General features: G+C 59.1%; 20 protein-coding genes. 10 read left to right on the forward strand and 10 right to left on the reverse strand.

Annotation, left to right across the window (positions count from 1 at the left end; genetic code table 11):
- Window positions 1–146: 146 nt before the first annotated feature.
- On the forward strand, window positions 147–1,049 hold the full coding sequence (locus DQ393_RS15960) for a hypothetical protein (RefSeq protein ID WP_181592365.1): 903 nt from the start codon (window positions 147–149) through the stop codon (window positions 1,047–1,049).
- A 338-nt stretch (window positions 1,050–1,387) separates the two neighbouring features.
- Here DQ393_RS15960 and DQ393_RS15965 read toward each other — a convergent pair whose 3' ends face one another.
- A complete protein-coding gene (locus DQ393_RS15965; RefSeq protein WP_112342769.1) occupies window positions 1,388–2,431 on the reverse strand; it encodes an aldo/keto reductase in 1,044 nt (347 codons plus the stop codon).
- Between the two features lie 193 nt (window positions 2,432–2,624).
- Between DQ393_RS15965 and fabD the strand changes: the two genes are divergently transcribed.
- From fabD to gmk, 7 genes are all read left to right on the forward strand, one after another.
- Window positions 2,625–3,569, forward strand: a complete 945-nt coding sequence (gene fabD, locus DQ393_RS15970) for an ACP S-malonyltransferase (RefSeq protein WP_112342736.1) — start codon at window positions 2,625–2,627, stop codon at window positions 3,567–3,569.
- Between the two features lie 24 nt (window positions 3,570–3,593).
- Window positions 3,594–4,331 (forward strand): 3-oxoacyl-[acyl-carrier-protein] reductase, encoded by a 738-nt coding sequence (gene fabG, locus DQ393_RS15975; RefSeq protein WP_112342737.1) that lies wholly within the window; start codon window positions 3,594–3,596, stop codon window positions 4,329–4,331.
- Window positions 4,332–4,619: 288 nt separating this feature from the next.
- Window positions 4,620–4,856 carry an acyl carrier protein gene (locus tag DQ393_RS15980; protein ID WP_004122114.1) on the forward strand — a complete coding sequence of 79 codons (237 nt, stop codon included), beginning with the start codon at window positions 4,620–4,622 and terminating at the stop codon, window positions 4,854–4,856.
- A 114-nt stretch (window positions 4,857–4,970) separates the two neighbouring features.
- Window positions 4,971–6,233 (forward strand): beta-ketoacyl-ACP synthase II, encoded by a 1,263-nt coding sequence (gene fabF, locus DQ393_RS15985; RefSeq protein ID WP_112342738.1) that lies wholly within the window; start codon window positions 4,971–4,973, stop codon window positions 6,231–6,233.
- A 209-nt stretch (window positions 6,234–6,442) separates the two neighbouring features.
- Window positions 6,443–7,657 (forward strand): endolytic transglycosylase MltG, encoded by a 1,215-nt coding sequence (gene mltG / locus DQ393_RS15990; RefSeq protein WP_112342739.1) that lies wholly within the window; start codon window positions 6,443–6,445, stop codon window positions 7,655–7,657.
- Between the two features lie 109 nt (window positions 7,658–7,766).
- Complete coding sequence (locus tag DQ393_RS15995; protein WP_112342740.1) at window positions 7,767–8,654, forward strand: YicC/YloC family endoribonuclease; 888 nt, start codon at window positions 7,767–7,769, stop codon at window positions 8,652–8,654.
- A 3-nt stretch (window positions 8,655–8,657) separates the two neighbouring features.
- The gene (gene gmk, locus DQ393_RS16000; protein WP_015339363.1) at window positions 8,658–9,320 is read left to right on the forward strand and encodes a guanylate kinase; all 663 of its coding nucleotides are present in this window, start codon (window positions 8,658–8,660) and stop codon (window positions 9,318–9,320) included.
- A 43-nt stretch (window positions 9,321–9,363) separates the two neighbouring features.
- Here the strand turns inward: gmk and rsmA are convergent, their stop codons facing one another.
- The 7 genes from rsmA to DQ393_RS16035 all read right to left on the reverse strand — a co-directional run bounded on the left by rsmA (window position 9,364) and on the right by DQ393_RS16035 (window position 17,917).
- Window positions 9,364–10,191: a 16S rRNA (adenine(1518)-N(6)/adenine(1519)-N(6))-dimethyltransferase RsmA gene (rsmA, locus tag DQ393_RS16005; protein ID WP_112342741.1), complete on the reverse strand. Its 828-nt coding sequence runs from the start codon at window positions 10,189–10,191 to the stop codon at window positions 9,364–9,366.
- Window positions 10,191–11,216: a 4-hydroxythreonine-4-phosphate dehydrogenase PdxA gene (pdxA, locus tag DQ393_RS16010; RefSeq protein ID WP_112342770.1), complete on the reverse strand. Its 1,026-nt coding sequence runs from the start codon at window positions 11,214–11,216 to the stop codon at window positions 10,191–10,193. Before pdxA ends, rsmA begins: the two co-directional genes overlap by 1 nt.
- A 6-nt stretch (window positions 11,217–11,222) precedes the next feature.
- On the reverse strand, window positions 11,223–12,167 hold the full coding sequence (locus tag DQ393_RS16015; RefSeq protein WP_112342742.1) for a peptidylprolyl isomerase: 945 nt from the start codon (window positions 12,165–12,167) through the stop codon (window positions 11,223–11,225).
- 207 nt (window positions 12,168–12,374) lie between these two features.
- Entirely contained in the window at window positions 12,375–14,768 is a 2,394-nt protein-coding gene (locus DQ393_RS16020; protein WP_112342743.1) for an LPS-assembly protein LptD, read from the reverse strand.
- Window positions 14,769–15,854, reverse strand: a complete 1,086-nt coding sequence (gene lptG, locus DQ393_RS16025) for an LPS export ABC transporter permease LptG (protein WP_112342744.1) — start codon at window positions 15,852–15,854, stop codon at window positions 14,769–14,771. It abuts the gene before it with no gap.
- On the reverse strand, window positions 15,851–17,032 hold the full coding sequence (locus DQ393_RS16030) for an LptF/LptG family permease (protein WP_112342745.1): 1,182 nt from the start codon (window positions 17,030–17,032) through the stop codon (window positions 15,851–15,853). The genes lptG and DQ393_RS16030 overlap by 4 nt, the downstream gene beginning before the upstream one ends.
- A 102-nt stretch (window positions 17,033–17,134) precedes the next feature.
- Window positions 17,135–17,917: a phosphatase PAP2 family protein gene (locus tag DQ393_RS16035; protein ID WP_112342746.1), complete on the reverse strand. Its 783-nt coding sequence runs from the start codon at window positions 17,915–17,917 to the stop codon at window positions 17,135–17,137.
- A 209-nt stretch (window positions 17,918–18,126) separates the two neighbouring features.
- Here DQ393_RS16035 and DQ393_RS16040 point away from each other — a divergent pair, with 209 nt between their 5' ends.
- Entirely contained in the window at window positions 18,127–19,623 is a 1,497-nt protein-coding gene (locus DQ393_RS16040; protein WP_112342747.1) for a leucyl aminopeptidase, read from the forward strand.
- A gap of 134 nt (window positions 19,624–19,757) precedes the next feature.
- On the forward strand, window positions 19,758–20,207 hold the full coding sequence (locus DQ393_RS16045) for a DNA polymerase III subunit chi (RefSeq protein ID WP_112342748.1): 450 nt from the start codon (window positions 19,758–19,760) through the stop codon (window positions 20,205–20,207).
- A 47-nt stretch (window positions 20,208–20,254) separates the two neighbouring features.
- Here the strand turns inward: DQ393_RS16045 and DQ393_RS16050 are convergent, their stop codons facing one another.
- Together DQ393_RS16050 and DQ393_RS16055 are read right to left on the reverse strand one after the other, a co-directional pair.
- Complete coding sequence (locus tag DQ393_RS16050) at window positions 20,255–20,800, reverse strand: GrpB family protein (RefSeq protein ID WP_112342771.1); 546 nt, start codon at window positions 20,798–20,800, stop codon at window positions 20,255–20,257.
- A 75-nt stretch (window positions 20,801–20,875) separates the two neighbouring features.
- Complete coding sequence (locus tag DQ393_RS16055) at window positions 20,876–21,799, reverse strand: Gfo/Idh/MocA family protein (protein ID WP_112342749.1); 924 nt, start codon at window positions 21,797–21,799, stop codon at window positions 20,876–20,878.
- Between the last annotated feature and the right edge of the window lie 18 nt (window positions 21,800–21,817).

Consider the following 21,817-nt stretch of genomic DNA (forward strand, 5'->3'; position numbering starts at 1 on the left):
TCGGCAGGACATTCCTAGCGATATTTGGGCCCGTTCCATGTCGGCCTTGGAACCGGGCAACTCTTGAAACATGCGCTGCAATCATGACTTGTGAAATGATGGGACCTGTGGAATTCATGACCTGGCTGATATTTGGGGGCTGAGTTGTGAAAGTAATGCGAAAAAACTTTGCTTTGGCAGGTCTTGCTTTGGGCCTCATCCTTCTCGCTCAAGATGCAGCAGCGAGATTAAGCTACGAAGCGCATAGCTTGAAAGATGGTTCCAAGTTTATCATGGTGAGCGGTCAGTTCGAAGCTGACGATGACTTGGCCTTATTTCGCAATGAAGTTCTTTCCAGCCATGCGTTTTCCGTTAGTTTCTTCAGTGGCGGCGGAAACGTATACAAGGCCATGGAGTTTGGCCGTCTGATCCGGTCTCTAGGCCTTCAAACCGTGGCTGCCCGGGGCTCGGAATGCGCCTCGGCTTGTTCCTTGTCATTTCTTGGCGGGGTTACCCGTTATGCCGAGCCGGGTGCGATTGGTGTTCATAAATCCTCGTTCAGCGATACGAGTGGAATGAATGTCGAAGATGCCGTTGCGGCCGTTCAACAGCAAACCGCCGATGTGATTTCCTATATGAACGAAATGGGCGTCGATCCTAGTTTGCTGCAACTTGCCCTAAAATACGACAGCAATGATATTCGTTATCTGTCATCGAGCGAAATGACACGGTTTCGAGTTACGACGGTCTCGTTTCAAGAAGTTCATGAATCTGAGGTCGAATCGTCGTCTGGTAAAGCTCAGGCACCGATTGCTGATGGACGCATAACGTCAAAGACGCTGAGCAAAAAGCCACCGCTTCTGCAAGTTCCTGTCCCAAGAAACGGCATTGTTCAAGATGATAGTGGTTCGGCTCTATTAAAAGCCGGGCGGGATATCCGCTCCAAGACGATTGCGGCTTTTGCGAATGGAAGCGAGTTACAGATTTTCAAGAGCACCGGCGACTGGTATCGCGTGTTGATCGGCAAAAAAAACCGGCTATATGCCCCAAACGTCGGTATGGGTGCGTGAATTTGAAGAAAAACAGCTTGGGAGGCAATACATTGAAATAACTACTGAAAAATCTTTAGAGCCCGCAATGGTTTTGGCCAAGCAGTCATTTATTCCAATGGCAGTTCACTTAACCGTACAGGGGAGTTATGCCGTCACGATTGTTGGGACGTACGAGCGAGATGTTAATTCCCTTGTATTTCAGCCTTTGGTTAATACCAAAACCATCCCTCCGACCGCCTTCGTTACTTATGGTAACAACTACGTTCGCGAAATCTGCTGCAGAGCTTCCACCACGACGGCCGAATAAACGGGCAAACTTGCCCGCTTACCCATTTTGAATCCGACCAGCACGCTCCTCACATCGGCATCGGATATTTCCGGTGCACCTGCTCGATCTCGGCCAATGCCTCTTCCGGCAGCGTCACATAAGCTGAAGCAATATCGGTTTCGAGCTGCGCCATCGTCGTCGCGCCGATGATGACGGAAGCCATGAAGGGCTTGGTGAGGCAGTAGGCCAGCGCCAGCTTCGACGGGTCGATACCGTATTTGGCGGCGATTTCGAGATACGCCTTGACCGGCGGTTCCTGCAGCGGCTGCAGGCGGCCGCCGATATCGAGATTGATCGAGCCGCGCGAGCCGGCCGGGCGGGCACCGCCGACATATTTGCCGGTGAGGATACCTCCGGCGAGCGGCGAATAGGCGAGCAGGCCGACATCTTCGTGATGCGACAGTTCAGCCAGATCGAGGTCGAAATGGCGGTAGAGGAGGTTGTATTCGTTCTGCGTGGTGGCGACGCGCGGCAGGCCCTTCTGCTCGGCAATCGTCAGATATTTCTGGATCCCCCAGGTGGTCTCGTTCGAGAGACCGACGGCACGGACCTTGCCGGCCTTTACGAGCTCGCCCATCGTCTCCAGGATCTCGGTGATCTCGGCGATGACTTTCTCGCGATCCTGGTTGAAGGGGTTGTAGCGCCAGTTCTGGCGGAAATGGAAATGGCCGCGGTTCGGCCAGTGAACCTGATAGAGGTCGATATAATCAGTCCTCAGCCGCTTCAGGCTGGCGTCGATCGCCGCGCGGATATTGACGGCGTCGGCGCCCTGTCCGCCGCGCAGATACTCACGGCCAGGGCCGGCGACTTTTGTGGCGAGCACGATATCCCTACGCTTGCCGGTCTTCTCGAACCAGCTGCCGATATACTCTTCCGTGCGCCCTTGGGTTTCCGGCCCGACCGGTGTCGTCGGATACATTTCGGCGGTATCGAAGAAATTGATGCCCTTATCAACGGCATAGTCCATCTGCTCATGGGCTTCGGCTTCGCTGTTCTGCGTGCCCCAGGTCATCGTGCCCAGGCAAATCTGCGAAACGGAAATATCGGTGCGGCCTAATCTCTTATATTTCATGGGAAAACCTTGGGATGGAAGAAGGTCAAGATGAATGAGGTCGCGCAAATTTAGGCTCGATCTGAGCGAGCGCAAGAAAAAAATCATTGCGTTTCGCAGGCGCAAAAGCCGTTGGCCAAAGGGCTTGCGCTATTGACTCCGGCGCAAACAATGTCATTGGGAAGCAAAACGACCCCCAAAAGGACGCTTTATAATGACTGTTGCTTTCACATTTCCCGGCCAGGGCAGCCAAGCCGTCGGCATGGGCAAGGACCTTGCCGACAATTTCGCCGAGGCGCGCGCCGTCTTCGAGGAAGTCGATGAAGCGCTCGGTGAAAAGCTCTCCGACGTCATCTTCAACGGCCCGGAAGACAAGCTGACCCTGACGGCCAATGCGCAGCCGGCACTGATGGCGGTGTCGCTTGCCGTCATCCGGGTGCTGCAGGCCCGCGGCTTCGATCTGAAAAGCAAGGTCGCCTATGTCGCTGGCCATTCGCTCGGCGAATATTCCGCGCTCTGTGCCGCAGGCACCTTCTCGCTTGCCGATACCGCGCGTCTGCTGCGCATCCGCGGCAACGCCATGCAGGCGGCAGTCCCTGTCGGCGTCGGCGCCATGGCTGCGATCATCGGGCTTGAACATGCCGATGTCGTCGCCGTCTGTGCCGAAGCCTCCGCGCTCGGCGCCTGCCAGATCGCCAACGACAATGGCGGCGGCCAGATCGTCATTTCCGGCGAGAAAGCACCGGTCGAGAAGGCCGCCGAGCTTGCGACTGCCAAGGGTGCCAAGCGCGCGATCCTCCTGCCGGTCTCCGCGCCCTTCCATTCTGCCTTGATGGCCCCGGCCGCCGAAGCGATGCGCGAGGCGCTTGCCGGCGTCGCCAAGGCCAATCCGGTGGTGCCCGTCATCGCCAACGTCCGGGCCGCTCCAGTCACTGATGCGGACGAGATCGCCAAATTGCTTGTTGAGCAGGTCACCGGTCAGGTGCGCTGGCGCGAGACGGTGGAATGGTTCGCCGCCAACAATGTGACGACATTGTATGAAATCGGCGCCGGCAAGGTGCTGACGGGCCTCGCTCGTCGTATAGATAAATCGGTCAACGGCATTGCCGTCAACAATGCCGCTGATATCGACACGGCGCTTGCCGCATTGCTCGGCTGATAGATTAGGAAACGAGGGACACACATGCTTGATTTGACCGGCCGCAAGGCCCTGGTAACCGGCGCATCCGGCGGCATCGGTGAAGAAATTGCCCGGCTCCTGCACAAGCAGGGCGCAATCGTCGGCCTGCACGGAACGCGCGTCGAAAAGCTGGAGGCGCTGGCCTCCGAACTCGGCGATCGCGTCAAGATCTTCCCGGCGAACCTCTCGGATCGCGACGAGGTGAAGGCGCTCGGCGTCAAGGCGGAAGAGGAGCTCGGCGGCGTCGACATCCTCGTCAACAATGCCGGCATCACCAAGGACGGTCTGTTCGTGCGCATGAGCGACGAGGATTGGGACAGCGTGCTGGAAGTCAATCTCACCGCCGTCTTCCGCCTGACCCGCGAGCTGACCCATCCGATGATGCGCCGCCGCTATGGCCGCATCATCAACATCACCTCCGTCGTCGGCGTCACCGGTAATCCCGGACAGGCGAACTACTGCGCCTCCAAGGCTGGCATGATCGGCTTCACCAAGTCGCTGGCGCAGGAAATCGCGAGCCGCAACGTCACGGTCAACTGCGTTGCCCCCGGCTTCATCGAAAGTGCGATGACGGGCAAGCTGAACGACAAGCAGAAGGAAGCGATCATGGGCGCCATTCCCATGAGGCGCATGGGCACCGGTGAGGAAGTCGCCTCGGCCGTCGCCTATCTTGCCTCCTCTGAAGCCAGCTACGTCACGGGTCAGACGATCCACGTCAACGGCGGCATGGCAATGATCTAAAAGGAATTGCTCATTGGAGGGAACTTTCCCTCCAATAGCATGTTGAGCAACCCGGAGCCGGCTATTTTCTGGCTTTGCGACGGACTTAAACCGTGTTAAGCGGGCCATGACTGTGAACAGTCGTCCGGAAAATGCAGACGGACTGGGCCGTTTTGAAGGCGCCGGACCGGATCTCAATGCCGGGTTGAACGGGTTTGCCAGCGGCGTCAGGACTGATGCTGCAGGTTGGAATTAGGGTAGGGATGTCACAAGGCATTCTCATCAGGACATAAGGTCGAGGAAACCGACATGAGCGATATCGCAGAACGCGTAAAGAAAATTGTTGTTGATCATCTTGGCGTTGACGCCGACAAGGTTGTTGAAAGCGCAAGCTTCATCGACGATCTGGGTGCGGACTCGCTCGACACCGTCGAACTGGTCATGGCCTTCGAAGAAGAATTCGGCGTTGAAATCCCCGACGACGCTGCTGACTCGATCCTCACGGTCGGTGACGCGGTAAAGTTCATTGAGAAGGCCCAGGCCTAATCTTTCGCGCTTTTTGAAGGGGCGGGCTGAAGAGTCCGCCCTATTTCGTCCGGCTATGCCGGTCGGAACAGGCTTATACGCATATCATCATAAAAAGACGGGGGTCTGCGGGAGATGAGACGTGTCGTTATCACGGGTACCGGCATGGTATCACCTTTGGGCTGTGGCACGGAGGTGTCCTGGTCGCGCTTGATCGCCGGACATAACGGGGCGCGCCTCGTAACTGAATTCGAGGTCGAAGACCTCGCGGCCAAGATCGCATGCCGCATTCCTGTCGGCGACGGTACCGACGGCACGTTCAACGCTGACGATTGGATGGAGCCGAAGGAACAGCGCAAGGTCGATCCCTTCATCATCTATGGCATGGCAGCCGCTGATATGGCGCTGGCCGATGCCGATTGGCACCCGGCAACGGATGAGGATCAGATCGCCACGGGCGTCATGATCGGTTCCGGCATCGGCGGCCTGGAAGGCATTGTCGAAGCCGGCTATACGCTGCGCGACAAGGGTCCGCGCCGCATCTCGCCGTTCTTCATTCCCGGCCGTCTCATCAATCTTGTTTCCGGCCAGGTCTCGATCCGCCACAAGCTGCGCGGCCCGAACCATGCCGTCGTCACCGCATGCTCCACCGGTGCGCACGCCATTGGCGATGCGGCTCGCCTGATCATGCTCGGCGATGCCGACGTGATGGTCGCTGGCGGCGCCGAGGCTCCGGTCTGCCGCATCTCGCTTGCAGGCTTTGCGGCCTGCAAGGCGCTGTCGACGGAGTACAACGATACGCCGCAGAAGGCCTCGCGCCCGTATGATCGCGATCGTGACGGCTTCGTCATGGGCGAGGGCGCCGGCATCGTCGTTCTCGAGGAATTGGAACACGCCAAGGCACGCGGCGCCAAGATCTATGCCGAAGTCGTCGGTTACGGTCTTTCCGGTGACGCCCATCACATTACCGCACCGTCCGAGGATGGCGAGGGCGCATTCCGCTGCATGACTTCGGCTCTGAAGCGCGCCGGTCTGACCCCTGCGGATGTCGACTACATCAATGCCCACGGCACGTCGACCATGGCCGATACGATCGAACTCGGCGCGGTCGAACGGCTGGTCGGCAATGCCGCATCGAAGATCTCGATGTCGTCGACCAAATCGGCGACCGGCCATCTCCTCGGGGCAGCCGGCGCAATCGAAGCGATCTTCGCCACGCTCGCCATTCGCGACAATATTGCCCCGCCGACGCTCAATCTGGATAATCCGGAACGCGAGACCGCTATCGATCTCGTGCCGCACAAGGCCCGCAAGCGCGAGATCAATGTCGCGCTGTCAAACTCCTTTGGTTTCGGCGGCACGAATGCGTCGCTTGTCTTGCGCCGATATGAAGCATAATAACGGCGCGTAAATTCAAAGCGGGGGCATCTTCGGCAAGCCTGCGCCCCGCTTTGAATATTGCCGTGTCCGTAACCGCGGATGCCTCGTGGCGATGTCTGATCGGTCGAAGTCGGAAACCCGGCGGGTTTCGTCTTATCTTCTGAACCTGTTTTTTGCCGCATTGCTTGGCCAAAGAGCAGGCAATCACAAAAAGGAAGGGATTGCCGGTGAGCGATACGAACCAGAGCAACGGAACTCCGAACGGGCAGAAAGGGCCGATTATCCCGAAATCGGCGAATGAAGCCCTGCGTCCGGAGCGTGTTCCGGATCCGCCGAAGCGCTCGCGCAAGGCTCGCAGCCAGATGGTCATCTTCCTGAATTTCCTGATGACGCTGGCGGTTTTCGTCGCTGTTGCCGCGGTTGGAGGTGCCTATTATGCGTTTTCGGCCTATCAAAGTCCCGGTCCGCTGACCACCAATACGAATTTCATCGTGCGCAATGGTGCCGGTCTCAGCGAGATCGCCAATCGCCTGGAATCCAACAACATCATTACCAACGAGCGCATCTTCCGTTGGCTGACGGCCACCTATCTGCATGACGGCGAGACCCTTCGCGCTGGCGAATACGAGATCAAGGCCGGCGCCTCCATGAAGGACATCATGGAGCTGCTGAAGTCGGGCAAGTCGATCCTCTATTCGGTGACTTTGCCGGAGGGACTGACCGTGCGGCAGATGTTTAACAAGCTGCAGGCCGATGTCGTGCTGGAGGGCGATCTGCCGTCGGCCCTGCCGCCGGAAGGCAGCCTGAGGCCGGATACCTATAAGTTCACGCGCGGCACGAAGCGCGCGGAAATCATCCAGCAGATGGCGGCAGCGCAGGCGAAGCTGGTCGACCAGGTCTGGGAAAAGCGCGACGCAAGCGTGCAGCTGGCAAGCAAGCAGGATTTCGTAACGCTTGCCTCTATCGTGGAGAAGGAGACCGGCCTTGCGGATGAGCGCGCCCATGTCGCCTCCGTCTTCCTGAACCGCCTCGGCAAGGGGATGCGCCTGCAGTCGGATCCGACCGTCATCTACGGTCTTTTCGGTGGTGAAGGAAAGCCGTCCGATCGTCCCATCTATCAGTCCGATCTGAAGAAGGACACACCTTACAACACCTACCTCATCAAGGGCCTGCCGCCGACGCCGATCGCAAATCCGGGCAAGGATGCTCTGGAAGCCGTCGCCAACCCCTGGAAGTCGCAGGATCTCTATTTCGTGGCCGATGGCTCCGGCGGCCATGTCTTCGCCGCCACGCTGGATGAGCACAATGCCAATGTCCGGCGCTGGCGCAAGCTCGTTGCCGAAAAGGGCGAAGACCCGAGCACCATTGCCGTGGATGGCCAGCCGGACGACGCTGCGGTCGCGCCCGGCTCGGGTGCCCAGCAGAAGAAAAAGACCAATTGATCTTTGCCGCGCCCTAGCCTCCATAAGAAGCATGGTGCGGATTCATTTTACATCGACCCACAATACGAAGATCTTCGGTGATTGGGGATAGGAACTATCGGAGGCTTGCATGGAATTGCAGTCCATGACCGGCTTTGCCCGGCGTGAAGGAACCAGTGGCCGTGGCCGCTGGGCATGGGAGCTGCGCTCCGTGAACGGCAAGGGGCTGGATATCCGTCTGCGCCTGCCGCCAGGCCTCGAGCGTCTGGAGGCCGATATCCGCAAGTCGATCGCCGACCGGCTTTCCCGCGGCAACCTGCAGGTCAGCCTGTCACTGTCGGTCGAGGAGAGCCGCGTCGAGGTCGTGGTAAACCAGGAAGCGTTGACTGCGGTTCTGGCGCTGCGCGATCAGCTTGCCGGCATCGTCGATCCCGCGCCGCTGCGGCTGGAGAGCCTGATGACCGTGCGCGGTCTCGTGGAGTTCAAGGAGGCCGTGGAAGACGAAGAGGCGCTTGCCGCGCGCGATGCCGATATCATGGCGGGCCTTGAAGCTGCGCTTGGCGATCTGCGTGAGATGCGTCGGCGGGAAGGTGAGGCGCTTGGCAAGGTCCTGCTTGGCCAGGTCACTACCATCGAGGCGCTGACATCGACCGTCGAGCGCGATCCGTCCCGATCGCCGCAGGAGATTGCCGCGAGACTGGCGACACAGGTTTCGATGCTATTGGAAGGCTCGTCGGGTCTCGACCGCGACAGGCTGCATGCCGAAGCCGCCCTTCTGGCGACCAAGGCGGACCTGCGCGAGGAAATCGATCGCCTGAAGGCGCATGTGGCCGCCGCGCGCGATCTGATTTCCAAGGGCGGTCCCGTCGGCCGCAAGCTCGATTTTCTTGCACAGGAATTTAACCGGGAATCGAATACTATCTGTTCGAAGTCGAATGCAGCGGCGGTTACTGCCGCCGGCATCGAGCTGAAGGTGGTTATCGACCAGTTCCGCGAACAGGTCCAGAATTTGGAGTAGGCCATGAAGCCGGCGACATCCACATCCATTCCGATCGCCCGTCGGGGGCTGATGCTTGCCATCTCCTCGCCATCCGGCGCGGGCAAGTCGACGATCGCGCGAACCTTGCTCGACAAGGATAAGCAGGTCAGTCTGTCCGTGAGCGTCACGACGCGGCAGCGCCGGCCGAGCGAGATCGAAGGCGTGCATTATCATTTCGTCTCGCAGCGTGAGTTCGAGCGCCTTCGCGATTCCGACTCGCTGCTGGAATGGGCCGAAGTGCACGGCAATTTCTATGGTACGCCGCGTGAACCGGTGGAAACGGCGATGGCCGAAGGCCGCGACATGCTTTTCGATATCGATTGGCAAGGCGCCCAGCAGCTTCAGGAAAAAATGCCCGCCGATGTCGTCTCCATCTTCGTGCTGCCGCCGACGATGACCGAACTGCAGTCGCGCCTGCATCGCCGCGCCGAAGATTCCGAAGAGGTGATCGCCATGCGTCTTGCCAATTCGCGCGCCGAGATCGCTCACTGGCGCGAATATGACTATGTCATCGTCAATGATGATCTGAACGTCGCCTTCGACGCGGTGCAGTCGATCGTCAAGGCCGAACGCCTGCGCCGCGACCGCCGGCATGGCATGTTCGATTTCGTTCGGGACTTGCTGGAAGAAACGCCGAAGCTCTGATCCCGATCAGAAGCTCTGATCCCGATCAGAAGTTCTGATCCGATCAAAGGCAATTCGCCAATCGGCAGAATTCTTCGACTGAAAGCGTTTCGGCACGGCGCTGCGGATCAATCTCCGCCTTCAGCAGAAGCGCCTCGCCGCCGATCGGCTTCAGGCTCTGGCGCAGCATCTTCCGGCGCTGGCCGAAGGCCGCCTGCGTTATCTTTTCGAGTTTGCCGACATCGCATGGGATCGGGTTCTCCCTCGGCGTGAGATGCACCACAGTGGAGGTTACCTTCGGCGGCGGCGTGAAGGCCTGTGGAGGCACGTCGAAGGCCATGCGAGCCTCCGTCCGCCAGCCGCAGAGCACGCCAAGCCGGCCATAGTGGTCGTCATCTTCCCGCGCAACGATCCGTTGGCCGACTTCCTTCTGAAACATCAAGGTCAGGGATTGCCAGAAGGGCGGCCATTGCGCCGGCAGAAGCCAATTGACCAGAAGCTGGGTACCGACGTTATAAGGCAGGTTGGCAATGATCCTGACCGGTCCTTCCGGTGCAAGAGCCGCAAAATCGGTCTTCAGCGCATCGCCCTCGATGACCTCGAGCCGGCCGGGATAGTGATCTGAGATTTCCGCCAGTGCCGGCAGGCAGCGCGCATCGCGCTCGACGGCGATGACCTTGGCAGCGCCGAGCGCCAGGATGGCGCGCGTCAAGCCGCCCGGTCCGGGACCGACTTCGAAGACGGTTACGCCTTCCAGCGAGCCCGCCGTTCTGGCGATCCTCTGCGTCAGATTGAGATCGAGAAGAAAATTCTGGCCGAGCGCCTTGCGCGCGTCGAGGCCATGACGTTGGATCACATCGCGAAGGGGCGGCAAACCATCCAGTGCGGCCATCAGCGAACGCTTCCGGTCTTGCCACTGATTTCGCTCGCCAATCTGAGGGCTGCGACGAGGCTGTCTTCCTTGGCAATGCCCTTGCCGGCGATACCGAATGCCGTGCCGTGGTCGGGGGACGTGCGGACGAAGGGCAGGCCAAGCGTGACATTGACGGAATCGTCGAAGCCGAGCGCCTTGGCCGGGATCAGTGCTTGATCGTGATACATGCAGACAGCAACATCATAGCGCCGCCGGGCCTCGTCGTGGAACATCGTGTCGGCGGGCAGGGGGCCGAAGGCATCGATGTCCTCGCCGCGAAGGATATCGATCGCGGGACGGACGATCTCATCGTCTTCCTTGCCGAGCGCGCCATTTTCGCCGGCATGCGGATTGAGACCGGCAACCGCAAGGCGTGGCTTGGAAATACCGAAGCGGTGGCGCAGGTCATGGTCGGTGATCCGGCAGGTCTCGACGATCAGCTCGCAGGTCAGTGCCTGCGGCACATCCTTCAGGGGAATATGGATGGTGACGGGGATGGCTCGAAGCTTGGGACCGGCAAGCAGCATAACAGGCATGACCGGTTTTCCGGTCGCGCGCGTCGCGAGATCCGCAAGGAATTCCGTATGGCCTGGAAAGCCGAAGCCGGCGTCATAGAGCACCGATTTGGCAATCGGATTGGTGACGACGGCGGAGGTCTGGCCGCTCATGCTCAGCGACACGGCCATTTCTATGGCTGCGATCGTGCCCTTGGCGGTGGCGACATGCGGTTCGCCGGCGATGATGTCCATTCCGGCCTCGATCGGCAGGACGGGTAGCGCATTCCGGAAGATGTCGCAGGCGGTCGCCGGATCTGCCACCTTCAGGGGCACGGTCAAGCCGAGCTGCGAAGCACGCGCGGCAAGAATGCCGGCGTCGCCGAGAAACAGGAAGGGAGGCAGATCAAGCTCGCCGCGGCGTAGCCAGGCGGCGAGCGTGATGTCGGGGCCTATGCCAGCCGGATCCCCCTGCGTGAGCGCAAGGGGGAAGGAGGAGCGCGGCGGCATCGTCAATCAGCGATAGACGATCTGCGCCTTGGAGCGCAGTTCATCCACGTATTTCTTGTCGTTGGCGCTGACGCCTCCGGCCTTGTCCTTGCCGATGTCTTCAGCGCGGAACACGGCAGCGGCGGCGACGTCATCGTTCACCTGACGCTGGGAGCAGATGGCGACATATTCGACGCCTCGGTCGGTTATGATGGGAGCGGTCGTGTTGCCGGAAGCCTTCTCCAGCAGCGGCTTCCACATTTCCGGAACTTCCGGTGCGAGCACCCGGCCGAGATCCTGGACGGAAACATCGTGCATGGTTGCGGCGAAGACCTTTGCCTGATCGCAACCGGGGAATTTGGAGCGCGATGCCTCAGCCTCGGCTTTACGCTTGTTCAGGATGGCATTGCGCTTTGCGGTGGGCACGACGAAAACGATCTGCTTCAGGAAATATTCCGTCGTGACCGGCTTCGTCTTGTTCTCGGTCATGCGCGTTACGAGATCGTCGTTCGACATGCGGCTTCTCGCGCCAAAGCGGGCGTTGACGACGCGAGGCCAGCTCATGGAAACGGCGATGTAGGACTTGAAGTGGTCGACACCGACGCCCGCCTTGTCAAGAATCTGACTGAGCTGAGCCGGCGACATCTTGTTGCTGGACGCGAAACGTCCAAAGGCGGCATCGACATCGGTGGTCGAAACGGACATGCGCAGGCGGGAGATTTCCGCACGCTTCAGCGTTTCGTCGACAAGCTGTTCCTTGGCGAGATTGTTGAGGTCGCCCTTCTGGCGCTGCAGCTTGAGGAAAGCGACGCGCTTGGCGATGTCGCCGGATGTGATCACCTGACTGTTAACGAGGACTTTTACCTCGCTGGCCGCGAAAGCGACATCGCTGCTCGGCACCGTGAAGCTCGCCATAACCAAAGCCGCTGCTCCGAACAATAGAGCACGCATCGGTGTCTTTCCAGAAAACATCAACTACCCCTTCCCAAAGGTCTTTCCTGCCGGCCTTGCGCCATATCGCTGCGCCTTGGCGCAATACGGCAACTTTGCGCCACATGTCTACATCAAGCGCGATGAATTGCAAAATCCTTGCGGCGAAACAATGACGCCGCGAATAGCGGGCCGTTTCAACGCAAAAGAGCCGGCGATTAAGCCGGCTCCTTGCAACTTCGGTCTATATCAGAACGTTGCGTCCTGGACGCTGCCGAGATTGACGTCGCCCAACGTACGGAAGGTCAAACGAGCGCCAATCGACCAATTGCTGGCCGAGCTGGCTGTCGTATCCTTCTTGTCGAGGAATGACACGGTAAAGATCGTGCATTCGTCCTCGTAGGAAAGACCGACGCCCTGGCGGGTGATCTCATTGCTGTTGAGATCGTAGCTGACCGTGCCGAAGACCGACCAGTATTCCTTGAACCTGATCTGCGCACGCGACTGGATTTCATCCTGATTGCTGGTGAAACCATACTGCGGCTGCGCGGAAATATGCGTGTAGATCAAGGACGTCTGGAAGACATCATTCGAGAAGCCGACGGCTGTATCGCCGCGGCGGAAGGCGAAGTCCTTTTCGTCGAAGCGATAGGACGTCGACAGCGAGATGCCCTGCGGCGTCGTCAGGCCGAACATGGTGACATAGTCGGAGCGAGTCGTTTCAAGTCCGGATTCCGAACCGACACCCGCCAGATCCGTTTGCGCAAAGGAATTGCGTCCCGCGAGCTGGTAGGATTGCCCGAAGATGTGCTGCAGCTTGTAGCCGCTGTCGAAGCTGGCGGTATAGCGCCATCCGATGTTGGCACGGGTGCCACCCTCGATGCGGTCGAAGCCCGAGAACTTGTCGCGATCGAACAGGTTGGTCGCGTCGAAGACGAAGCTCTGTGCATCCTCATTCGGCAAGCGGCCGGCAAGCTGCTCATCCGGCCGCACATAGATCTGTGCGATCGGTTCGAAGACATGCGTGCTGTTGCTTGTCGTGATCAGGAATGGGTACTTGGCTTCGAGCCCCGCCGTGACCATGCCACGGGCGGCATAGTCGCTGGTGTCGTAATTGCCGGGATAGCTGAACGGTCCGCCGAAGGAGTTCGGCGAATTCATATCCAGACCATAGACGTCACCGCGCGCCGCCGCCAATGGCGTCAGCACAAGGCCTTCATCGGTCGTAAAGGTACGCTGCCACTGCAGTTCAGTGCTGAAGCGCGTATAGTCGCCGGAGAGGCCGAGGAAACGGTCGTTCAAGTTGGCATCGCCAAGATTGAATACGTTGTCGAGTGCGGATGTCTTCTCACGCGACAGGTGCGTGAAGTTCATCGTTGCCGACAGCTCGCCGCCATAGACCGATTTCGGATCGACATAGTGATAGTCGATGCTCGGATAGACGTATGCCTGCTGCTTTTGTGCCGTGGCGTTATTATCCGTGTCCTGCACATTATAATAGAAGGCGCGCATATCGAAGAAATTGCGCTTTCCGATACCTGTCAGATAGGCTTGGTTCGTATGGGTGCTCTGGTTCAGCCCGTCCAATCCATAGGTGCGCGAGAAGTTGTTGTCGCTCTGCACCATGACATCCCAGCCGAAAGTCCAGCGAGGATTGATCCTGAAGTCGGCCTTGGAGTTGATCATGCCGCGAGTTTTGTTCTCGGCATCAGTCGTACCGGCAGCGAAGGCGTCCGGATTCATCTGATTGATGCCGGCAACGCGCAGGATATGCGTGCCATTCTCGAAACGCTGGCGGAACTCACCCTCGAGCAGCAACCCCTGATTGCTAAAGCCCGTGGCGGTGACCGTCGCATCCATGCTCGGCGAGATGACGTAGTAGTAAGGAACCCGTACTCCGACGCCGAGGCGCTCCGAGACGCTCACGGACGGAAACAGGAAACCGGATTTCCGCTTGACCGTATTGTCCGGAACCTCGATCCACGGAACATAGGCGATCGGCTGGCCGAACAGTTCGAAGCGGGCATGTTCCAGGCGCACGGTATGCGTGACGCCGTTCTGGACGACGCGCTGGGCCTTGACCTGCCATAGCGGGGCCCGGCCTTGCTCGGAGCAGGCCATGCAGGCGGTGTAAACACCCTTCGTCAGAATCAGCTGATTGCCGCCGACCCGCTCGCCCTTTTCGGCGACCATGCGGGTGTTGTCGGGCATTTCGATGCGCAGGGCGTTGACGAAGCCGTCGGAAAAGCTGTCGGTGACGTCCATTTTGTCACCGTACATGCGATTGCCGTCCGGAGTGATCAGCTCGACATTGCCGAGAGCCGTCATTCGCCCGGATTTCTGATTATACTCGACCTTCTGGGCAACCATTTTGTAGCTGCCATAGTTGATCTGGACCGCACCGCTTGCGGTGACGATCTGCGTATCCTTGTTATAGACCAATTCGTTGGACGAAAGGACCAGCTTTGCGCCTTCCGGCACCTTCACCTTGATAGGGGAAGTAACAGTGCCGGCACCGCCGTTATTATTGTCGTTGGCCTGGGCATAAACAGCGACCGGGCTCATAATATATGCACATGCAGCCGTGCCCGTAACGAGGGCAGCCACAATCTTTTTAATACTCTCGCGGTTGCCTGCCGCCACTTAGCCGTCCTCCTGATGAAGCAGGATCGTTGCTCCGAATGCCAATGCGACGATCACGGGTATCCATGCCGCCACGTAGGGAGGAACCACTCCGCTGCTCCCGAATGCTTTTACAAGCACGGTGACAACATAAAGCACGAAGCCGGAGAGGATTCCACCCAGAATCACGGAGCGCGATTGATTGAATCTACTGAATTTTAGCGACACGGTTGCTGCGATTAGCGTCATTGCTATGAGAAGGAATGGTTGCGATAGCAGCGAATGAAACTGTGTCTCAAGTGCGTTGGTCGATATGCCGAAGGAGTGTGCGATCTTTATTCGATTAGAAAGATCATAAAAAGCAATGGTTTCCGGCTGCGCCAGACGCTGCGAAACGAAATCCTGTTTCAGATTCGTACGAACCTGTACCGAACTCTTATGATCCGGTATTTCGCCCGGCCGCCGCTCGACGACATTGTTAAGAAGCCAGTAACCATCTTCCAATTTTGCCGACTGCGCGTCCTGCCGCAGGACGATATTTCCCTGTGAATCGAAGTGGATAAAGACGACGCCCATCAGCGTCGTTCCATTGTCCAGAATGGCCTTGGCGCCGATGATCGTATCGTCCTTGCCATTCGATTGACGCAGCCACGGGATCGAAAGCCTGTTGTGATAGGAAGGGTCGCCGCGCAGGTCGGCTTCCATCGTTTCGGCCTGGCGCTGCCCCCATGCGGCGACCGGATTGAGGGCAAGCATGGTCAGCAATCCCACGAAAAAGGCGCCCACGATGAACGGCGTCATGAACTGCCAGACGGAGATGCCGGCCGCGCGTGCAATAACCAGCTCGCGGCGACGATTGAGTGCGATCAACACCGTCATGCCGACGAAGAGAGCGATGAACGGCACTGTCTGCTGCAGAATGAACGGCAATCGCACTGCCGTCATGACCAGACCGAGCGGGACCGTATAGCCGGGCAGCCCGGCCAGCCGGCCGGCGGTTTCACTGAAGTCGACGAGATAGACGATCGAGATGACGCCCAGGAAGAACCAGAACGTCGTCACGATGTAACGCGTGAAGAAATAACGCCCGAGCGTGCCGAAGATCATGCGCCGCTCCCATTGGAGCCGCCGCCCGGCGCCGCCGGCATGCGATCCTGAATGCGTTGCCGCCAGTTGCTCATGCGATTTCGGATCGATACTGGCATCGACATCTTCCGGTTACGCATCAGCAGCGCGATCGCGATAGCGGCGGCAATGATGTTGATGGCGTAGAGAATGCCGACGAACCGAGGCGAATTATCGATCTGGTTGGCCGCGTAGAAATCGGCCCAGCGCAGCGCGAAGGCTATCGTCAAGGCCGACACCATCGGGTGCAGCCGCGCCTCGCGATGGGAGCGGGCATCGCCGGCAATCACCAGGGATATAAGCGCGAATATCGCGGGCAGGGCCCATTCGTTGAGGCGTCGGTGCAACTCGGCCTGATAGCTGCCTGGTCTTGTCTTGTAATCCGGATCGTTCGGATCCGGATTGAGCAGGAAGCCGAGGTTGCGATCGCTGGCGCGCAAATTCGCCTGACCGCGGCTTTGGGTCATGTCGGAGAGGTCGAAGGAATAGGAATCGAACTTGATGACCGAGACGTTGCCGTCGGCCGTCTTGCGATGCACCTCGCCATCTTTCATCAGCAGCGACGTACCGCTCGGATCGACGGCGCCTTCCTTCGCATAATAGATGAGATCGAAGGCGGGATCGCGGGAATCGACCACGAACAGCCCTTTGAGGATGCGCCCCGACATGCGCTGCGAAATCTGTACATAGAGCCCGTCTTCGATGCGCCGGAAATTCTTCTCTTCGATCACGGTGGAAAGAAGGTCGGCATAGGCTTCGGCCACCATCTGGCGGGCGGCGACGCGGGCTCTCGGCTCGACGGCGTTGTCGACGAAGAAGGAAAACACGCTGATGGCCATGGCGAGAATCATGATCGGGCGGATGATGATGCTGCGTTTCGCGCCTGCCGCCTCCATGACGGTCAGCTCCGAATCGCTGTTCATCGCCGTCAGGGTCTGCGTGATGCCGATGACCAGTGCGAAGGGCAGGACGATCGGAATAATCGTCGGCAGGATGAGCGTCGCAAGCTTGGCGAACGAGCCCATCGACTGGCCGCTATCCGTCACCAGATTGATGCGCTGCAGCACCTGGGTCGTCCAGATGATGGCGAGCACTGGCAGCAGCGCTACCAGGAACATCATACCGACACGCCGTACGATATATGTCTCGAATAACTTCATGCCGGCCCTTAAACGCAACAGCTGCCGTGCGAGCCGGCAGAGATTCACCCTCATCTACGCTGTTTAAGTTTTTTTGGCGACAACCAACTCGAAAAAAAATCGTTAATTTTCCGAGATTCTTCTGTCGTGTGTCGTTTGGGATAATGCGAGCAGCGCTGCGAATATGACAAGCGATGAAAGCCAGCCGAGCACGGCATCGGAGAGGTAATGCCCGCCAAAAGCCACCCGAAGCGCGGGAATGAGGATCGAAACGGCTGCGATCGGCGGGGCGGCAGCGGATCGGTATGGCTGCGGGATGATGAAGATCAGGCAGAACAGCCAGCCGGCGGCCGCCGCTTCGCCCGAGATGAACGAACAGTTACTGACGCATTTTCCCGCGAAGGATCCGGCATGGACGAAATCGAGCGTGCCGCCAAAGAGGTCGGTCTGTCTCGGGCGCGGACGCCCCGAAAAGGCCTTCAGCCAGAGATTGACGATCAGTACCGGGCCGATCAGCAGCGAACCGAGCGCAATCTTCAGATTGCACGCCCGCAGCCTGTTGAAGGTCGCTCCGTGATGCTGCCAGCATTGGAACAGCATCCAGGCGAGGACGGCGGCCACGATATAGGGGAGCTGGAAGAATATCTCCCGCAGCAGCCGCAGATGCGTGTCTGCATTATAGGGGAAGATGCCGCATATCTGACCCGGGCGCGTGCTCGCAAGACATTGCTGCGGCAGGAAAAACATGTTCGCGACAGCGAGATCGATTCGTGGGAAAACCGAGAAGAGGCCAAGCAGTACCCACCAGAGACAGAAGAGGCCGATGAAGGCATCACCCGCGGTACGCGGCCGCAGAACCTCGGGGAACCGGTCTTCGCGATCGAAACTGTTGAAATCTATGATCAAGACGGCTTTCCGGCAAAGGATCGGGTCGCCCCGAAGGGCGGATAAAACACCATTGCGTGTAGGCTAACCGCTTTAAATGACAGGGATTTGAAGCCGTGGAACGGGCTTCTTTGGCGAATGCTTTGCCGAGTGCTTGTGTTCGCTAGTCAAACCTAGAATGATGGTTGTGCAAAGTTCTTCTATTACGACGCATGTTTATCGGAGCAGAAATGTCTGTGAAATTCGAGATTTCCTTCGCCAAGTCGGCCCGCCTCAGCGGCGGTCTGGCCATTCTCCTGAAAGGCACGGACAGTGAGTTGCCGGCGGGCGCTGAGAGCGCCGATCCGGCCAATGTTTTCGCCAGGGCCGCGCCCGTGGCCGGCTTCAAGAGCAAGGCGTTGAGCGCTTTGGATATCATCGCTCCCGAGGCCTCGCCCGTCGATCGGATCATTGTCCTCGGTACCGGCAAGGCCAGGGACCTGGCTGCGCATGACTGGCTGAGGCTCGGCGGCACGGCTGCGGCAAAGATCCGCAACGTCGAGAAAGTCACCATCTTCCTGGACGCGCCGGCAGTCGAGGTCGGTGGCAGGGAGGCCGCCGATTTTGCCCTGGGTATGCTCCTGCGCGCCTATAGCTTCGATACATATAAGACGAAGAAGGGCGACGATGACGAAAAGAACGGCTCCCGCAAGGCGGTGAAGGTGACGATCGTCACCCAGGAGGCCGCGGCCGCCAAGAAACTCTATGCAACGTCCGAAGCCGTCGCAGGCGGTGTCCTCCTTGCACGCGATCTCGTCAACGAGCCGCCGAATGTCCTCGGCCCCGTGGAATTCGCCGCCAAGGCCAAGGAGTTGGAAAAGCTTGGCGTCGAGATCGAGATTCTGACGGAGCGCGAGATGCGCCGGCTCGGCATGGCCGCGCTGCTCGGCGTCGCGCAAGGTTCTGCCCGGCCGCCGCGCCTGGTTGTCATGCAATGGAAGGGCGGCAAGGCGAAGGAGAAGCCGGTCGCCTTTATCGGCAAGGGGGTCGTCTTCGATACCGGCGGCATTTCCATCAAGCCCGCCGCCGGCATGGAAGAAATGAAGGGCGACATGGGCGGTGCGGCAGCCGTCACCGGTCTCATGCATACGCTGGCCGCGCGAGAAGCTAAGGTCAATGCCATCGGCGTCATTGGTCTGGTGGAGAACATGCCGGACGGCAATGCGCAGCGTCCCGGCGATATCGTCACCTCGATGTCCGGCCAGACGATCGAGATCATCAACACGGATGCCGAGGGGCGGCTCGTTCTCTGCGATGCGCTCTGGTACACGAACGACCGTTTCAAGCCGCAGTTCATGATCAACCTGGCGACCCTGACCGGCGCCATCCTCGTCGCGCTCGGCAACCTGCAGGCCGGCCTGTTCTGCAACGACGACAAGCTGGCGGGCGAGTTGACGGCAGCCGGCCTCGTAACCGACGAGCGCCTGTGGCGCATGCCGCTCGGCAAGGAATACGACAAGATGATCGACAGCAAGTTCGCCGACATGAAGAACACTGGTGGCCGCCATGCCGGCTCGATCACCGCCGCCCAGTTCCTCAAGCGCTTCGTCGGGGAAACGCCGTGGGCGCATCTCGATATCGCCGGCACGGCGATGGGCTCGGTCCAGGACGAGATCAACCAGTCCTGGGGTTCCGGTTTTGGCGTGCGCCTGCTCGATCAGCTGGTCCGCGCCAACTACGAATCGTGACCAGCCGAATTTTGTGAGATGGAGCCTTTTCGCGATTCGAAGAAAAGCGAAAAGGCTCTATCCTTTTGGTGTGATGCAATTCCGGACGGAAAACCGCTTCGCACTTTTCCTAGAATTGCTCTAGAAGAGACGGCATGACCGACGTTCTCTTCTATCACCTGACGGAATCGAAGCTCGAAGACGCCCTGCCGCCGTTGATCGACAAGAGTGTCGAGCGTGGCTGGCAGGTCGCCGTGCAGATGCGCGAGCCGGCGCGCCGCGATCTCCTCGATTCGCATCTGTGGACCTATCGCGAAGACAGTTTTCTGCCGCATGGCACGGATGAAGGCGAGATGGCGGACAAGCAGCCTGTGCTTCTGACCATCTCTTCCGACAACGTCAACAATGCGACCGTGCGCTTTTTCATCGATGGCGCCGAGGCTACGGATGTCGGAACATATCAGCGCGTCGTGCTGATGTTCGATGGCTATGATCAGGAACAGCTGGAAAGCGCGCGCGCGCAATGGAAGCGCCTGAAAGGCGAGGGGCATAATCTCACCTACTGGCAGCAGACGCAGGATGGCCGTTGGGAAAAGAAGGCTTAGGAAACTGCGCGGCGATTTTCTGAGATCCCGTGAAAACTTGGGTCGCTCTAATCGCCCTCCGCCAGGATCTTTTGAATGAAGTCTTTCTTGGCGGCAGTATAGGCTGCGCGGTCATTGGCATATTTTGTCGCAAGTTCGACCTTCAGCGCTTCATAGGCATGTGCGAGGTCCGGGCGCTTGCGCATCCGATCCCGGAAGAGGATGAACTGGCGCCAATTCAGGCCGCCATGCTCGACCACATGGACCAGGTGCGTGCGGGTATCCCCTTCGATATCTCGACCGAAAATATGATCGTCCGCTACGATATTGCTGCCGGCATAGACATAGCCGATCGATGCCATCGGCTCGATACAGGCAAGGCCATCCTCGAAGCGCCGAACACCGACGGCTATGTCGATGATGGGCTTGGCCTTGATTTCGGGAATGGAGGTGCTGCCGAAATGCTGCACATCGACGGCGAGGTCTCCAAGGGCGCTGCGGATGGCAGCTTCCTCCAGCAAATAAGCCTCGCGCCAGCTCTGGTTTGGCTCGGCAAGCTTGACCGATTTATTGCCGACGCCGAGCCCGAAAGATTGCACATTTTCCGTTGCCATCGGCAACTCCCCGATGAAGATAATGCGCCACGCTAGCATGTTGCGGGGCGCGTTGTCTCCATCGGGTAAAGCCCATCAATCGTAAAATGCTTCGACGAATTTGCGCTTGCCGAGCATGAAGGCATCGGCGACGTGGCGCAGTGGCGAAACATCGACATCGCAGGTGCCGGCTTTGACGATCTCGGCAAAACGGCGATAGAGCGAAGGATATTCGGCTTCTGGCGCGGAGAATTTCAGCTCGCCATTGACCGAAAGCTTGGAGCCGCCTTCGGCGAGAACCATTTGGCCGGCATCGGTTTCGGCAACGATATCCCAGCTCTGCTTGCCGGTCTGGCGCCAGTCGAATTCAGCATGAACCGGAAGGCCCTGACCGCTCTTGAAGTGCAGATCGGCGGCAATCGGCGAATCCCGGTTCTCCGGAAATTCGAGCGTCGCGCCGGTCAGGAAGAGCGGCGGCAGGATGTGGGTCACGATCGACAGGGCGTTGATGCCGGGGTCGAAGACGCCGAGGCCGCCGGCCTGCCAGATCCATTCCTGGTTCGGGTGCCAATGGCGCACGTCTTCCTTCCAGATCACGTGAGCGCTGCGGATGGTGGTGCCTGCGAGGAAGGTCTTTGCTGCCTCCACGGCCGGGGCGTAGCGCGAATGCCAGCTTGCAAAGAGCGAGACGCCCTTGGCTTTTGCGAGGTTTTCGAGATCGGCCACTTCGCTCAGCGTCGCACCCGGCGGCTTTTCAAGAAAAACGTGCTTGCCGGCTGAAAGCGCCTTGTAAGCGGCTTCATAGCGATATTGCGGCGGCATGCAGAGCGACACCGCATTGACCGCCGGTACGGCATCGAGCATGGCGTCGATGGTCGTGAAGGACGGAATGCCTTCTACGGTACCGTGGCGGCTCGCCGTGGCGATCAATTTGAAATCCGCGTTGTTCGCGATGGACGGAAGATGCTGGTCGCGGACGATCTTGCCGACACCGACGATAGCGAGGTTGATGGGGGACATGGGTGTCTCTCGATTAGT

The organism is Martinezella tropici (assembly GCF_003287875.1).
Lineage (GTDB): Bacteria > Pseudomonadota > Alphaproteobacteria > Rhizobiales > Rhizobiaceae > Rhizobium > Rhizobium tropici_C.